13 protein-coding genes are annotated in these 15495 nt (G+C 51.4%); 8 read left to right on the forward strand and 5 right to left on the reverse strand.

All coding sequences use genetic code 11. The features are described 5' to 3' along the window. Positions 1 to 92 precede the first annotated feature (92 nt). Positions 93 to 638, forward strand: coding sequence for a cell division protein ZapC (locus JC793_RS06150; RefSeq protein WP_046893867.1), 546 nt, complete (start codon positions 93 to 95; stop codon positions 636 to 638). A gap of 197 nt (positions 639 to 835) precedes the next feature. On the opposite strand, the gene JC793_RS06155 is transcribed toward JC793_RS06150, so the two are convergent. Next, complete coding sequence (locus tag JC793_RS06155; RefSeq protein ID WP_371004876.1) at positions 836 to 1906, reverse strand: MOSC domain-containing protein; 1071 nt, start codon at positions 1904 to 1906, stop codon at positions 836 to 838. 196 nt (positions 1907 to 2102) lie between these two features. Between JC793_RS06155 and rlmKL the strand changes: the two genes are divergently transcribed. The 6 genes from rlmKL (at position 2103) to rmf (ending at position 10202) form a co-directional block, all read left to right on the forward strand. Beyond that, complete coding sequence (rlmKL, locus tag JC793_RS06160; protein ID WP_218428349.1) at positions 2103 to 4217, forward strand: bifunctional 23S rRNA (guanine(2069)-N(7))-methyltransferase RlmK/23S rRNA (guanine(2445)-N(2))-methyltransferase RlmL; 2115 nt, start codon at positions 2103 to 2105, stop codon at positions 4215 to 4217. Between the two features lie 8 nt (positions 4218 to 4225). After that, entirely contained in the window at positions 4226 to 6145 is a 1920-nt protein-coding gene (locus JC793_RS06165) for an ABC transporter ATP-binding protein (protein ID WP_112550350.1), read from the forward strand. 33 nt (positions 6146 to 6178) lie between these two features. After that, on the forward strand, positions 6179 to 7456 hold the full coding sequence (pqiA, locus tag JC793_RS06170; RefSeq protein ID WP_166707345.1) for a membrane integrity-associated transporter subunit PqiA: 1278 nt from the start codon (positions 6179 to 6181) through the stop codon (positions 7454 to 7456). Next, complete coding sequence (gene pqiB, locus JC793_RS06175; protein WP_046893872.1) at positions 7446 to 9095, forward strand: intermembrane transport protein PqiB; 1650 nt, start codon at positions 7446 to 7448, stop codon at positions 9093 to 9095. The genes pqiA and pqiB overlap by 11 nt, the downstream gene beginning before the upstream one ends. Before the next feature lies 1 nt (position 9096). Continuing rightward, positions 9097 to 9687, forward strand: a complete 591-nt coding sequence (gene pqiC, locus JC793_RS06180; RefSeq protein ID WP_046893873.1) for a membrane integrity-associated transporter subunit PqiC — start codon at positions 9097 to 9099, stop codon at positions 9685 to 9687. Positions 9688 to 10034: 347 nt separating this feature from the next. After that, positions 10035 to 10202: a ribosome modulation factor gene (rmf, locus tag JC793_RS06185; RefSeq protein WP_015422581.1), complete on the forward strand. Its 168-nt coding sequence runs from the start codon at positions 10035 to 10037 to the stop codon at positions 10200 to 10202. Between the two features lie 234 nt (positions 10203 to 10436). Here rmf and fabA read toward each other — a convergent pair whose 3' ends face one another. Both fabA and JC793_RS06195 read right to left on the reverse strand, forming a co-directional pair. Further along, positions 10437 to 10955: a bifunctional 3-hydroxydecanoyl-ACP dehydratase/trans-2-decenoyl-ACP isomerase gene (fabA, locus tag JC793_RS06190; RefSeq protein ID WP_107678256.1), complete on the reverse strand. Its 519-nt coding sequence runs from the start codon at positions 10953 to 10955 to the stop codon at positions 10437 to 10439. 86 nt (positions 10956 to 11041) lie between these two features. After that, on the reverse strand, positions 11042 to 12787 hold the full coding sequence (locus JC793_RS06195) for an AAA family ATPase (protein WP_046893907.1): 1746 nt from the start codon (positions 12785 to 12787) through the stop codon (positions 11042 to 11044). Between the two features lie 261 nt (positions 12788 to 13048). On the opposite strand from JC793_RS06195, the gene matP reads away from it, so the two are divergent. After that, positions 13049 to 13507 carry a macrodomain Ter protein MatP gene (gene matP, locus JC793_RS06200; RefSeq protein WP_046893875.1) on the forward strand — a complete coding sequence of 153 codons (459 nt, stop codon included), beginning with the start codon at positions 13049 to 13051 and terminating at the stop codon, positions 13505 to 13507. Positions 13508 to 13582: 75 nt separating this feature from the next. On the opposite strand, the gene ompA is transcribed toward matP, so the two are convergent. After that, positions 13583 to 14638 (reverse strand): porin OmpA, encoded by a 1056-nt coding sequence (gene ompA, locus JC793_RS06205; RefSeq protein ID WP_166707348.1) that lies wholly within the window; start codon positions 14636 to 14638, stop codon positions 13583 to 13585. 350 nt (positions 14639 to 14988) lie between these two features. Next, positions 14989 to 15495, reverse strand: coding sequence for an SOS-induced cell division inhibitor SulA (gene sulA / locus JC793_RS06210; RefSeq protein WP_166708934.1), 507 nt, complete (start codon positions 15493 to 15495; stop codon positions 14989 to 14991).

A 15495-nucleotide genomic window follows, 5' to 3' on the forward strand; every position in this document is an offset into this window, starting at 1 on the left:
ACGTTAAAGCAAACAATCATTTTTAATTATTTTATTTAATGTGTAGTGAAAATATGAATCGCTAATCAGGTATTAGCCGGGAATGTGATCAGATGAAAATAAAACCTGACGATCAATGGCAGTGGTATTACGATGATACGCATGAGCGTATTATGCTGGATCTTGCCAACGGAATGGTATTCCGCTCCCATTTTGCACCACGCCTGCTGGCACCGTATGCCCGGTGTCACAGCCCGTTTTCTGTTGATGATGCCGCGTTATTTTTTATCTTTGAAGAACAGATTAAAAAATTAAATATTCCGGCACAGCAGTGTGCTGAATTAACACTGAATGCGTTAATTGCGTCGCGTTTTTTAAAGCCGCAAATGCCGAAGAGCTGGTATTTTTCATTGTTCTGCGCAATGACGAAACCGGAGCAGGGGCAGCTGGTTGAAGTGGTGGCGGATAACAACCGTCAGCGCAGTAACTTTATTGTGGCGGAAGCAGGGGACAGTGCCAGTTTATGTCTGCTGGTTGATCCGGTACTTGAATTACACGATCGGAACATGTGTTTTTGTGATCCGATAAAGATCATGAATGATCGTTTATTACCGAGAACCCCGGTAACACGGAGTTTATTAATGGGCAGAGCAGTTTGATCCTGCCACGTTAAATGATCCTTATCAGGATCGGTTAACGTTATATAACTCCCGGATGATCCTTATTATTAATACGTGATCGATTCAGTCACCGGACGTTATAAACAGATTACGCCAAAAAAATACCCCCGGTGGTTTATCTGCCGGGGGTATTTTTTACCGGTTATCTGTGACGGCCGGTTATCCGTGACGGTCGGTTATCCATGACGAATAGTAATATTGGTTTTCGGAATACAACTGCACGCCAGAATATCCCCGTTCTCTTTTACCGCTCCTGCTTTCAGCGGCGTAACCTCACCGGAGACCAGCGTGACCCTGCAGCAGCCGCAGACACCGGCACGGCAGGAATAAGGGATACTGACCTGATGACCTTCGAGCTGTTCCAGCAGGACATGCTGATTATTCACCGGATATAATTTTCCGTTAAACGTCAGTTCAAGCTCAGCTTCAGGCTGTGCGGGAGCGGCCTGTACTTTCTCAACGTCCTGTTCCTGATACTGCCGCGGTTCCCGTGTTTCCAGGATGGTTACCGTATCACCTGTCTGAATCACCCCGGTATTGCGGGCAATGGCATTCATACCGAAATCGACATCATCATTATCTGCGGCCTTCCGGAAGGTTTGCAGGGTATGGAACGGTTCCATTTCCGGATGTTTAATCCCTTTATCGGTACTGACGGTAGTGAGAATGCAGCGGCTGCACGGTTTTTTCAGATCAAATACCACATCGCCGACCTGAATGGTTTTCCAGCGATCTTCCGCAAACGCTTCTGCGCCGGTGACAATAATGTTGCCGCGGAACTGCTCAATTTTAATACCGGCACCGCAGCGGCGCTGTACCTCGCGGAAAGAGGCTTCGTTAACCACCAGGTAAGGATAACCGTCGGCAAACGACACCGCCGTATCCGGGAATTTTTTCACCCGGCGGGTGGACTGCGGACTGAGCCAGCGCAGCTGTACCGGGATATCAAAGAACTGACACAGCCACTGATTGATTTTTTCCGGCGCAAGCAGCGAAGTGAAATGGTTTCCCCAGACTTCGCACGGCAGGTGATCGGGACGGAAATCCTCAAACAAAATAGTGGCACTGCTGCCGTCAGGGCTGCGCAGGCAAATCCCGTTACTCAGCAGTACCGGGGTAAACAGTACCATCTGCGGATAACGGCGGGCGGTGATAAATTTTCCGGTCTCATCCGTTACCATAAAATTGCGGTCAAAGCTCAGACCGGTTTCCCCGGCATGGCTTTGTGACTGGCGGATGCCCTTCATTGACTTCACAGGAAAGGTATATAAACGGGAAAGTGTGATAGGTGTTGTCGTCATTGTTATCCGTTCTTTTCGTTATTATCAGTAATACCACAATGGCATCCCGGTTTATCCGGAAAAAGGTGAGCGTCAATTTTATGATTTACCGCCCGGATCCGCTATAATGCGCTCCAATTTTTTATTTCAACGGTAAACCATGATGAACGCGTATTTTGCCAGCACCGCCCGCGGGCTCGAAGAACTCTTAAAAAATGAATTAGCGACACTGGGCGCTGAGGATCTCAGTATTACGCAGGGTGGCGTTCACTTCCGGGCGCAGCCGCGTACAATGTATACGTGTCTGATGTGGAGTCGTCTGGCATCCCGTATTTTATTACCGCTGAATGAGTTTAATGTCTATAGTGACATGGATCTTTATCTCGCGGTGCAATCCATTGACTGGCCGTCGGTGTTCTCTGCTGACAAGACATTTGCCGTGCATTTCAACGGGACTAATGATGAGATCCGTAACAGCCAGTACGGCGCACTGAAAGTCAAAGATGCTATCGTTGACAGCTTTACCCGCAAGACCGGCACACGTCCGGATGTGGCAAAACAGCAGCCGGATATCCGCATCAATGTCTATCTCAATAAGGAAAAAGCCTCGCTGGCGATCGACCTGAGCGGGGATTCCCTGCATATCCGCGGTTACCGCGAACTCGCCGGTCAGGCGCCGCTGAAAGAGAATCTGGCGGCAGCGATTATTCTGCGCTCCGGCTGGCAGAAAGAGACGCCGATGGTTGATCCGATGTGCGGCTCAGGAACCCTGCTGATTGAGGCGGCAATGATTGCCTCCGATTGTGCGCCGGGCCTGAACCGTCACCACTGGGGCTTTGAAGCCTGGGGCAGCCATGACAGAGCGGTCTGGGAATCTGTCCGTGCCGAAGCGCGTGAACGCGCTAATGCCGGCCTGGTCAGTGCAACCGCCCGTTTCTTCGGCTCTGATACTGATAAACGTGTGCTGGATATGGCCCGCGCCAACGCCCGACGCGCCGGTGTCGATAAACTGATCACTTTCCAGCAGAAAGATGCCACCAAACTGGAAAATCCGCTGCCGGACGGCCCGAAAGGCACCATTATCTCCAACCCGCCGTACGGCGAGCGGCTGGAAAGCGAACCGGCTCTGATTGCCCTGCACAGCGTGTTCGGTCGTGTGGTAAAAACCCGTTTCCCGGGCTGGCGCCTGTCATTATTCAGTGCATCACCGGAGCTTCTCAGCAGCCTGCAATTGCGTGCGGAACGTGAATTTAAGGCGAAAAACGGCCCGCTGGACTGTGTGCAGAAAAACTATCAGTTAAGTGAAACACCACCGGCAACAGCGCAGGATATCGGGGCGGATTTCGCTAACCGTCTGCGCAAGAACGAAAAGAAATTAGCAAAATGGGCGAAGCAGGAAGGCGTTGACTGTTATCGCCTGTATGATGCGGACCTGCCTGAGTATAATGTCGCGGTTGACCGTTATGCGGATTATGTGGTGGTGCAGGAATATGCTCCGCCGAAAACGGTTGATCCGAACAAAGCACGCCAGCGCCTGTTTGATGTGATCAGCGCGACACTGGCTGTGCTGGAGTTACCGACGCACAAGCTGATCCTGAAAACCCGTCAGCGCCAGAAAGGCAAACAGCAGTACGAAAAACTGGCGGAGAAACAGAACAGCTTCCTGGTGAAAGAGTATAACGCACAGTTATGGGTTAACCTGACTGATTACCTGGATACCGGTCTGTTTCTTGATCACCGTATTGCCCGCAAAATGCTGGGGCAGATGAGCAAAGGCAAAGACTTCCTCAATCTGTTTGCCTACACCGGCTCGGCAACGGTTCACGCCGGTCTCGGCGGCGCACGCAGCACCACATCCGTGGATATGTCACGCACCTATCTGGAGTGGGCGGAACGCAATCTTCAGAGCAACGGCCTGAGCGGCAGACAGCACCGCTTAATTCAGGCAGATTGCCTGAGCTGGCTGGCACAGACACCGGAACAGTTTGATCTGATCTTTATCGATCCGCCGACGTTCTCCAACTCCAAACGGATGGAGGACACCTTTGATGTCCAGCGTGATCACATCGACCTGATGAAACATCTGAAACGTATGCTGCGCCGCGGCGGCACCCTGATGTTCTCCAACAACAAACGCGGCTTTAAATTAGATCAGGACGGTATGGATGCACTGGGGCTGGTTGCTCAGGAAATCACTGCCAAAACACAGTCACAGGATTTTGCCCGTAACCGTCAGATCCATAACTGCTGGCTTATCCGCCATGCAGGCGAGGAATAACAGAAATTATGTCGTTGATTAATATGGCGGGCGCCTGGCTCGCATTCAGTGATGCTCCGCTGCTGGAAAATGCGGAGATGCATATCGAAGAAAATGAGCGTGTCTGTCTGGTCGGCCGCAACGGTGCGGGGAAATCCACGCTGATGCGGGTACTGACCAAAGAACAGCCGCTGGATGATGGTACGGTTATTTATGAGCAGGATCTGATTGTTGCCCGTCTGCAGCAGGACCCGCCGCGTGACGTGGAAGGCACCGTGTTTGACTTTGTCGCCGAAGGGGTGGCAGAGCAGGCTCAGCATATCAAAGCATATCATCAGATCTCAAAACTGGTGGAAAGTGATCCGAGTGATAAAAATCTGTCAAAAATGGCAGAATTACAGGAGATCCTGGACACACAAAACTTATGGCTGCTCGACAGCCGGATCGCCGATGTGATTGCCCATCTGGAATTACCGGCGGATGAAAAACTGTCCGCACTTTCCGGCGGCTGGCTGCGTAAGGCTGCACTCGGACGCGCACTGGTCAGCGGGCCGAAAGTGCTGTTTCTGGATGAACCGACCAACCACCTGGATATCGAAACTATCCAGTGGCTGGAAGGCTTTCTGAAAAATTTCAGCGGCAGTATCGTCTTTATTTCCCATGACCGTTCATTCATCCGCAATATGGCGACACGGATTATCGATCTGGATCGCGGAAAATTAGCCTCCTGGCCGGGCAGCTATGATGATTATCTGGTGGCCAAAGAGGAAGCGCTGCGCGTCGAAGAGATGCAGAACGCGGAATTCGACCGTAAACTGGCACAGGAAGAAGTATGGATACGTCAGGGTATCAAAGCCCGCCGTACCCGCAACGAAGGACGTGTCCGCGCCCTGAAAGCACTGCGCAATGAACGTGCGGAACGCCGCGAAGTGATGGGCAAAGCGAAAATGCAGGTGGAAGAGGCGACCCGCTCCGGCAAAATCGTCTTTGAAATTGATGATATCAGCTATGGTATTGACGGCAAAAATCTGGTCAGCCATTTCAGTGCTCAGGTGAACCGGGGAGACAAAATTGCTCTCGTCGGCCCGAACGGCTGCGGTAAAACCACACTGCTGAAACTGATGCTCGGCGATTTACAGCCGGACGACGGCAGTGTGCATATCGGTACCAAACTGGAAGTTGCCTATTTCGATCAGCACCGTGCGGCGCTGGATCCGGACAAAACGGTGATGGATAACCTGGCGGAAGGTAAACAGGAAGTGCTGGTCAACGGCAAACCGCGCCATGTACTCGGCTATCTGCAGGAGTTCCTGTTCCACCCGAAACGCGCGAGAACCCCGGTGCGGGCACTGTCCGGCGGGGAGCGTAACCGTCTGCTGCTGGCCAGATTGTTCCTGAAACCGAGCAACCTGCTGATCCTCGATGAACCGACCAACGACCTTGATGTCGAAACACTGGAACTGCTGGAAGAGCTGGTGGATAACTATCAGGGCACTGTTCTGCTGGTCAGCCATGACCGTCAGTTTGTTGATAACTGTGTGACCGAATGCTGGATTTTTGAAGGCGACGGTAACATCGGACGTTATGTCGGCGGCTACTTTGATGCACAGCAGCAGCGCGCACAGGTTCAGTCGCTGAAAGCGCCGGCGGAAAAAGCGGTAAAACCGCAGGCGGCGGAAGAAAAACGTAAAGATAACATTAAAAAAGCAAATACATCTGCAAAATTAAGTTATAAATTACAGCGGGAACTTGAACAATTACCGTCATTGCTGGAATCCCTCGATGAGGACATTCAGCAACTGCAAAGTCAGGTCAGTGCGCCTGATTTCTTTAATCAGCCGCATGATGAAACAGACCGCGTACTGAAACAGCTGGCAGAAAAAGAGCATGCGCTGGAAGAGGCGTTTGAGCGCTGGCAGACGCTGGAAGCAATGCAGAGCGGGAACTGATCCCGCCTGTGATTTTGGAGAAATAACGAAACAGTGTGCGCTCATCATTCACATGATTCAGTCACGGTGCTGTGTCCGCAGTGCGACCTCGTAGTGGAAATTCCTGAGCTGGAACGGGGAACCAAAGCGGAGTGTCCGCGCTGTCATACACACCTGGCCGCCCGCTGGCGTGAACCGCGCCGCCAGCCGCTGATGTATGCACTCAGCGGCCTGGTGATGTTTGTGCTCGCCGGGATGTTTCCGTTTGTCTCGATGAAAGTGGCGGGTATCGAAAGCGAAATCACGCTTTATCAGATACCGTCGGTGATGTTCGGGGATAACTACGGCGAACTGGCACTGTTTTTTATGGGGTTTGTGCTGGCGGTTCCGGCATTCTGCCTGTTTGCCATTACATTACTGTGCAGTGGTATCCGCCTGCCGCGCCAGCTGGCCATTCCGGTCACACGGTTGCTGTTCCGGCTGCGGGCCTGGTGTATGGCGGAGATTTTTCTTGCCGGTGTGCTGGTCAGTTTTGTCAAACTGATGGCTTACGGGGATATCGGGCTGGGTGTCAGTTTCTTACCATACTGTCTGTTCTGTGTGATGCAGGTGCGGGCATTCCAGTGCCTGGATAAACACTGGGTCTGGCAGCGCATTGCACCGCGTCCGCCGCTGCCGGTTGCGCTGGAAGCCGGAAAAGGCGGATTGTGCCAGGGCGTGCGGTTGTGCGGCACCTGCCAGGCGATTCTGCCGGCAGATATGCATCAGTGCCCGCGCTGCAGCAGCCGGGGTCATGCCCGGCGGCCAAACAGCTTACAATTGACCCTGGCGCTGCTGTTTACCTCCGTGATTTTATATATCCCGGCAAATCTGCTGCCTATCATGATCACCGAATCGCTCGGCAGTGATTTCGGCTCAACCATTATGGCCGGGGTGATTCTCCTGTGGGGGGATGGTTCTTATCCGGTGGCGATGGTGATTTTTATCGCCAGTATTATGGTGCCGAGCCTGAAAATGCTGGCCATCGGCTGGCTGTGTCTGGATGCCAAAGGTCACGGCTGGCGTGATCCCGGCCGGATGCACTTTATTTATGAAATCGTGGAATTTGTCGGACGCTGGTCCATGATTGATGTGTTTGTGATAGCCGTACTGGCAGCACTGGTGCGGATGGGGCGTCTGATGAGCATCTATCCGGATATTGGTGTGATTTTATTTGCGATGGTGGTCATTCTGACAATGATTGCCGCCGAAATGTTCGACCCGCGTCTGACGTGGGATCGGCTTGAAAAAAAACGGGCGGAGAGTGCTAAGGAGCCTCAGGTTGAACGATAAAACTGATGATTTGACAGAAGCGAAGGTCAGCAAACTGAAAAGCTGGTCACCGGTCTGGATAATTCCCATCGTCACGGTACTGATTGGTGCCTGGATTCTTATCAGCCACTTTCGCGGACAGGGACCGGAAATTACCCTGATCACCTATAACGCCGAAGGGGTCGAAGCCGGTAAAACCAAAATTAAAAGCCGCAGCGTGGATGTCGGTGTGGTCGAAAGCGTTATGCTGGATCAGAGCTACAGCCGCGTGATTATTAAGGCCCGTCTGAATGCCGAAATGAAAGATGTTCTGCGTAAAGATACGGTTTTCTGGGTGGTGAAACCGACAGTCGGCCGTGAAGGTGTTTCCGGACTGGGCACACTGCTGTCAGGGGCTTATATTCAGGTACAGCCTGCTAATACCGGCGGCGAACGTCATGAATTTGAATTGCTCGACTCACCGCCGCTGGCCTCTCCGGATGCCAAAGGTATCCGCGTGATATTAACCAGTCAGCAGGCCGGGCAGCTGAATCCGGGTGATGCGGTGCTGTTCCGCGGCTACCGTGTCGGTTCCGTGGAAACGGCAGAGTTTAATCTTGATGAACGCGAGATGCAGTATGAACTCTTTATCAACGCGCCTTATGACAAACTGGTGACCACTAACGCCCGCTTCTGGAAAGACAGCGGCATTGCCTTTGATATGTCCTCACAGGGCGTGAGTGTCCAGGTCGGCTCGCTCTCCACGCTGTTCAGCGGCGGTGTCAGTTTTGACGTACCGGAAGGCTGGCAGCCGGGTGAGGAAGTGAATCCGAAAACCCTGTTTAAGCTGTTTGATAATCAGAAGAGCACACAAAACTCACTGTATACCCAGTATAAAAGTTATCTGCTGTTCTTCTCTGACTCCGTACGCGGCCTGTCTCCGGGCGCGCCGGTAGAGTTCCGGGGAATCCGTCTCGGGACAGTGGCACAGGTGCCGTTTTATGCCAAAGGGCTGGGACAGTCATTTGATCAGGATTTCCGTATCCCTGTACTGATCCATATCGAACCTGAGCGTTTCGAGAAAGACGTGGGTAAAAACTTCAAACTGGCACAGGAACTGGAAACAGCATTACAGCAGGGTCTGCGTGCTTCACTGAAATCCGGCAATTTACTGACCGGGGCACTGTATGTCGACCTGGATTTCTATCCTGATCAACCAGCCTGGAAAGCGCCGATGACGGTTGCGGATTATGAAGTCCTGCCGACCACCAGCGGCGGTCTGGTGCAGTTGCAGCAGAAAGTGCTGGCAGCGCTGGATAAAATCAACGGTATGCCGATTGAACCGATGATGAAACAGGCGACGGAAACACTGCGCGCCAGCGAAAAAACCATCGCGGAAGCACAGAAAACGCTGTCTGAGCTGAATGTGCTGCTCGGCAGTAAAGAGTTCAAAGCGCTGCCGAAAGATATGCAGGCAACACTGCGTGAACTGAACCGCAGCATGCAGGGCATCCAGCCGGGCTCACCGGCGTACAATAAACTGGTGGATGATATGCAGCGCCTGGATCAGGTTCTGCGTGAGTTGCAGCCGGTATTGCGTACCCTGAATAATAAGAGCAACGCACTGGTCTTTGAAGCCGCGCCGCAGGCGGACCCGCAACCTAAGAAGGCGAAGAATTAAGATGAAAAAACTGACAAAAGCACTGGCATTTCTGGGCGTTTTTGTACTGGCGGGGTGCAGCAGCACCCCGGTAAAACAGTATTATCAGTTGCCGGTGGCGGCGGCTGCTGACAGCAGCAGTACGCAGACGGGCTTCCGCAGCACCGGCAGTGACAACCGCCATCCGCAGTTATGGATTCAGCGCATCACGCTCGGGGACGTTCTGGGGAATGCAGGAATTGTCTATCAGACCAGTGATGTGGAATACAACATCGGCAGCACCAACCTGTGGGCCGGGCCGCTGGAACAGCAGTTGCTGGAGGCGATGACAGCGCAGCTCAGTCAGGCACTGCCGGACCGGCTGGTCTCCGTACAGCCGCTGGAAACCAAACCGGATACCCTGACCGTTACGGTGACCGGGTTCCACGGCCGTTATGACGGCAAAGTGATTGTGGCGGGCAGCTGGATTTATACCCACGGGGATGCGGTGATCCGCCATCCGTTTAATCTGGTACTGGAACAGGCCGAAAACGGCTATCCGGCGCTGGTACGTACGCTGGGTGAGGGCTGGGCACAGGTGTCACAGTCTGTGGCTGACGAACTGCGTAAGTAATTTGTCATTCACTCTCTGCACAGGGCGTGCAGAGAGTGAATTATCATCAAAATGACAAATTTGTGAAACAGGCCACATTACTCCGGTTAATCTGCTGATCGCAAAAATGATTTTTCTCCCGCCTGATATATCCTTCTGACCGCCTTTACTGTCCGCAGAAAACTAATAATCTGATTACGCAGGTAAAATAACAGCCCTGTTTTTATTGTGTATTTTTATGCAAAGCGGGACTGACATGCCCTGAATCTTCTTTACTTGCAAACTCTGCCCCGAAAGCGTATTCCTATTATGGGTTGAATGAAAATCAACCTGTTTACAGCACTGAATAACATGAGGGAAGTAACGGCATGAAAAGACAAAAGCGTGATCGTTTAGCCAGAGCATTAACCAAAGGTTATCAGGCGGGTATTTTAGGACGTTCTAAAGAGAGTTGCCCGTATCTTAAAATTGACGAACGTTCTCATTGGTTGGGAGGCTGGCGCGAGGCCATCGATAAAAGGGCGGTCATTGCGTAACCCGGTTTGAAGGATAAAAAACTGCATCGGTTACGATGCAGTTTCAGGTCGTTGACAAACCCGCATGGGTTGGTGACGACCGACAGAGGTTGTAAAAATAAACCAGGAAAATCAATTTATTGATTTTCGGCTGATAACACAAAGCAGGAAAAACCACGTTTTATCCTGCTTTGTCAGCAATCTCAAACCTCCGCATGCGGAGGTTTTTTACGGATAACACCACGGAAAGAAAGATTAAAACGCGCTGGTGTCTTTGAAAAGACCCACTTTCAATTCTGATGCGGTGTAAATCAGTTTATCATCAACAAAGACTTCACCGTCACCGATACCCATGATCAGCTTACGGTTGATCACACGCTTGAGGTGGATGCGGTAGGTGACCTTTTTCGAGGTCGGCAGAACCTGGCCGGTAAATTTCACTTCACCCACGCCCAGTGCACGGCCTTTGCCTTCACCGCCCAGCCAGCCGAGATAGAAACCGACTAACTGCCACATGGCATCGAGACCCAGACAGCCCGGCATTACCGGGTCGTTGACGAAATGGCAACCGAAAAACCACAGCTCAGGTTTGATATCCAGCTCAGCTTCGATATAGCCTTTATCAAAATGACCACCGGTTTCGCTCATTTTAATGACGCGATCCATCATCAGCATATTGCCGGACGGCAGTGGTGGTCCGTTTTCACCAAAGAGTTCACCCCGTCCTGAGGCTTCAAGTTCTTGCTTTGTGTAGGATTCTTGTTTTGCGACCATAACTCAATCTTTGCCTTGTTTAACAGATAGGCTACACAATAGCTTACACTTGTACGCTGAACAAGTCCGATCAGATAAAAAATATGCTATTTCCACCAGCGGGAAAACCACGAACTTCTCGGTTTATCCTGATTATTTGCCAGGAAAATCCGATCCTGAATTATAGCTAACAAGTGTTCTCCGGACGGATTACTTTCTTCTTCATAATACGGCATATTCATCAGGTGTGAGGCTGCCTGTGAGACATGCGCTGCCGTCCATATGTGGAATTCACCCTGACGTACCGCATTAACCACATCATCTGCCAGCACCAGATGACGCTCATTTGAGGACGGGATAATCACACCCTGCTTACCGGTCAGCCCTCTGGCCTGACACAGACGGAAGAAGCCTTCGATTTTCTCATTCACGCCGCCGATAGCCTGCACAAACCCGAACTGATCGACAGAGCCGGTTACTGCAATCTGCTGGTCAACCGGCTGCCAGGAGAGGGCACTGATCAATGCACACAGTTCCGCCAGTGAGGCGCTGTCACCATCCACTTCGCCGTAGGATTGTTCAAACACCACGGAGGTGGAGAACGGGAACGGCTGCTCCAGTTTGAGTTCGGCAATCAGATAAGCCTGCATAATCATCATGCCTTTGGCGTGAATATTGCCGCCAAGTTCTGATTTGCGTTCGACATCAACAAACTCACCATCACCGATATGTGCCACACAAGTGATACGCGAAGGTTCACCGGTCGCGTCCGGGTGTCCCGGATACTGGAGAACGGATAAACCGTTGATCTGGCCGACAGTACTGCCCTGGGTCTGGATATAAACCTGACCCTGAAGAATTTCATCCAGCCCGCGGTCGGCAAGATAGCCGTGCCGCCAGCTGCGGTTATCTTTAATTTTGCGCAGCGCTTCCGCGGTGATGGTCTCTGCGGGCAGCAGAGTAGCGGCATCGCGCAGCAGAGTCGTCAGCCATGTCAGGTCGAGCGGCAGGGCTTTTTTATCTTCCTGAAAACGCATGCCCTGACAGAGCAGCTCATACCAGCCGTCAGCACTGAGCGGCGGCAGCTGATTCTGTTTCAGCAGGCCGTTGATAAACTGACACCAGGTGGTCAGCTGATCCGTTTCTTCCAGCTGATAATCAAATTCATATTCGCCGTACAGGGCTTCTTCGCTCAGTTCCGGTTCGGACAGCATAAACTCATCCAGGCTCAGGCGGTCACCAACCACGATGACACGCAGGTCGAGGGGCATACTGTCAGCCGGGAACGGCAGCGGATGTTGTTCTGAGTGTGCAAGCCAGTCAAAACGCTGTGCGCAGACCATCTGCTTTAAGCGCAGCCACATCAGCGGCTGTGCGAGCAGACTGCGCAGTGACATGATCAGAAAGCCGCCATTGACCTGGTGAATAATACCGGGCTGCAACTGAACGTGCTGGTGATGAGTATAAACCTGGCCGAACAATTGCTCAGGCTCTGTCCAGTCACAGACAGCGAACGGCTGTACGGCACTGAAATGGCCGTTATCCGCAGGGGTAAAGACAAACCTGTGATTATCAAAGTGGTATTCACCGCCCATGGTGTGTTTCTGCCGGACTTTGACTTCCGGCGGCAGTAACTGCGCTATCGTATCCAGATAGCACTCACTTTCGTCACTTTTCACCAGCATAAAACGGCGTTTTGCCGCCGGATGACTGAAAAGTGACAAACTTTCCTGTAAGCGCGGCTGCACGATATCCGCCTGCCGGGCAGGCAGTTCAGATGCGGTTTCCAGGAGGGTGCGGTAACTGTTTTCATCAGGCAGTAATGCCTGCCAGGTCAACTGTTTAATATTCACTCGGTATTGTCTGCTTTTTGATAATGTCGGATTTAATTGTTGCGGCAGGATCTGGTGCTCTCCGCAGTGTGCGGTTATCAGCACCGCCTTTGAATAGTAACGAAAATAGCGGGACATTGTAGCGCGTAAGCAGGCCGGATAGCTATCCTCGCGGCGTTTATTTTTACCCGTGCTGACAGGAAAGAATTGTGCAGGGGGGCGGTTTTTTACAGGGAATATTGCTATGCTTATGTCAGTGTTACCCTGTCACTGAGAAAAATCATGAAATATCAGCAACTAGAGAATCTTGAATGTGGCTGGAAGTGGGCTTATCTGGTCAAAAAACACCGTGAAGGTGAGGCGATTACCCGTTATACGGAAAAAAGCCGGGAAGAAGAGGTGGTGGCGCAGTTACTGAAACTGGAATCACATCCGGCGAAAGTCACCGGCTGGATACAAAAGCATATGTCTCCGGCACTGGTGAACAGAATGAGCCAGACTATCCGCGCGCGGCGCAAGCGTCATTTTAATGCTGAACAGCAGCATACCCGTAAAAAATCGGTTGATCTGGAATTTCTGGTCTGGCAGCGGTTGTCTGCCTTATCACAGCGGCGGGGCAGTACGCTGTCGGAAACGATTGTGCAGTTACTGGAAGATGCGGAGCGCAAAGAAAAGTACGCGACGAAGATGACATCGCTGAAAGAAGATTTGCAAAGCCTGCTGGGAACGGACAAAAAATAAACCCCATCCGGAGATGGGGTTTATATAATTCATTGCATTGTGCAACCGAATCGCATCATGCAACCGAATCAGAACTTACTGAGCAGGCTGAGAAACTTGTTCAGTTACACCCTGGATTTCGATTTCAACACGACGGTCTGGTGCCAGACATTCGATCAGAGCAGCGCGCTGTTTGATGTTGTCACATTTGTTGCCAGTGACAGGATCTTCTTTACCGCGGCCTTCTGCACGGATGCTGCCGGCAGGGATGCCTTTAGCTACCAGGTAATCTACAACGCTCTGTGCACGTTTCTGAGACAGTGGCAGGTTGTAGTTCTGTGAACCGATGCGGTCAGTGTAACCGATAACCAGGACGTTGCCCTGAGTCGGATCGATTGATGCCAGTTCGTTGAACAGCTGGTTCAGAGCTTCCTGACCTTCAGCTTTCAGAGTAGATTTGTTGAAGTTGAACAGAACGTCTGAACGCAGGGTGAAACGTTTGTTCTCAACAACTGGTGCAACAACCGGAGCTGGTTCTGCAACTGGTGCAGCAACTTCATCCTGGCCGAAACGGTAAGCAACACCAACGCTCAGCATGCCGTTATCCGGACGTGCGCCAACGGTGTCTTTATCGCCGATGTTGTTGATCCACTGATACTCTAAACGAGCTGCGATATCACGGGTGATTGCATACTCAGTACCCAGTGCGAACAGCGGGGAAACACCAGTGTCGTTCTCTTTGTAACGCTTACCATCGATAGATGCGGTAGCGTCTGCACGCCATACCATTGCACCCAGACGGGTATAAACGTCTAAGTCATCCATTACCGGATAGCTCAGTTTGGTAGTCAGCTGAACACCCTGTGCTTTGAATGCACCGTTGTCGCCGTCACCTTTGTAAGGCATACGACCTAACCAGTCATAACCTAATTCAAAGCCCATGTACTGGTTGTGCTGAAAACCAACATAAGCACCAGCGCCGAGCTGATCTTTATGAGTAGGACCGGTGTTTTCCAGAACACTACCGGTGTTCTGATACTGAGACCAACCTAATTTACCACCGGTATACCAGGTATTGTCTTTTGGAGCTGCCTGCGCAACGCTTGCGAAAGCTGCCACTGCCACTGCTACTGCGATAGCTGTCTTTTTCATTTTACGCCTCGTTATCATCCAAATTGGCTCTGGCTTAAATAGCCTTATTTTTGCCTTTGGTTTTTAAAAATAGTCAGGGATTATGTGCACTATTTAGTAAATAGCTCCCAACAGGGAATTTTAAGCACTACCTTAACGGTGTAAAGTCTACAGCGAACTTTAAAAGTTACAAGCCTGTCCGGTAGAATTCGACTAAAAAAATGTAAAAAACTGTACTGATTCATAAACATACAAAATAGTCAATTTCTTTGGATATTTGGCTTAACGCGTTGAAATAGTGCAATTTTATTAATGAAGCAGAGCAAATGATACGGGCTTGTAAAAAAGTCTGAGAATATTCTTAATTTTCCTCAATGATAAGGGAAAGAATGAATTTGTAAGGTATTCAGTTGTCGTGCGACAGGGGTATTCGCATGATGCCATTCCCGGGGACGCATAATAAAACCGAGACAACTGCCCTGTTCCGCAGCGCGCTGTAACCGGATATTTTCCTGCTCAGTCAGCACCGGCAGCCAGCCCAGAACCACACTGTAATTACCGCTGGCCAGTGCTTTCTCCATCGCGGCAACACTGTTGATTTCAGGAATACGGGACAGCTGCATTACTTTATCACCCGGCAGATGGTTCTGCGATAACCAGCTGCGGTTAAGTTTTGCCCCCGGTGAGAGCCATAACAGCCAGCGGGACTCCCCGGCAAGCTGACGTAATAAAGGAAGCAGAATATGAGTCAGAACGATATCATTATTGCGATAAACCAGTTCGCTGACCATTCCGTCCTGACGGCTTTCCCCCGCAGGAGCGGGTGACACAGATGCCGGTGTTACAGGGAAGTATTCCCGGGTTGCCTGCTGGCGCAT

Source organism: Morganella morganii (assembly GCF_019242955.1).
Classification (GTDB): domain Bacteria; phylum Pseudomonadota; class Gammaproteobacteria; order Enterobacterales; family Enterobacteriaceae; genus Morganella; species Morganella sibonii.

Bases quoted from the DNA above. Each gene is read 5' to 3' on its own strand.
- fabA (WP_107678256.1), bottom strand. From the start codon at position 10,955: ATGGTCGCAAAACAAGAATCCTACACAAAGCAAGAACTTGAAGCCTCA.
- rlmKL (WP_218428349.1), top strand. From the start codon at position 2,103: ATGAACGCGTATTTTGCCAGCACCGCCCGCGGGCTCGAAGAACTCTTA.
- rmf (WP_015422581.1), top strand. From the start codon at position 10,035: ATGAAAAGACAAAAGCGTGATCGTTTAGCCAGAGCATTAACCAAAGGT.
- pqiC (WP_046893873.1), top strand. From the start codon at position 9,097: ATGAAAAAACTGACAAAAGCACTGGCATTTCTGGGCGTTTTTGTACTG.
- ompA (WP_166707348.1), bottom strand. From the start codon at position 14,638: ATGAAAAAGACAGCTATCGCAGTAGCAGTGGCAGTGGCAGCTTTCGCA.
- JC793_RS06165 (WP_112550350.1), top strand. From the start codon at position 4,226: ATGTCGTTGATTAATATGGCGGGCGCCTGGCTCGCATTCAGTGATGCT.
- JC793_RS06150 (WP_046893867.1), top strand. From the start codon at position 93: ATGAAAATAAAACCTGACGATCAATGGCAGTGGTATTACGATGATACG.
- sulA (WP_166708934.1), bottom strand. From the start codon at position 15,495: ATGCGCCAGCAGGCAACCCGGGAATACTTCCCTGTAACACCGGCATCT.
- JC793_RS06155 (WP_371004876.1), bottom strand. From the start codon at position 1,906: ATGAAGGGCATCCGCCAGTCACAAAGCCATGCCGGGGAAACCGGTCTG.
- matP (WP_046893875.1), top strand. From the start codon at position 13,049: ATGAAATATCAGCAACTAGAGAATCTTGAATGTGGCTGGAAGTGGGCT.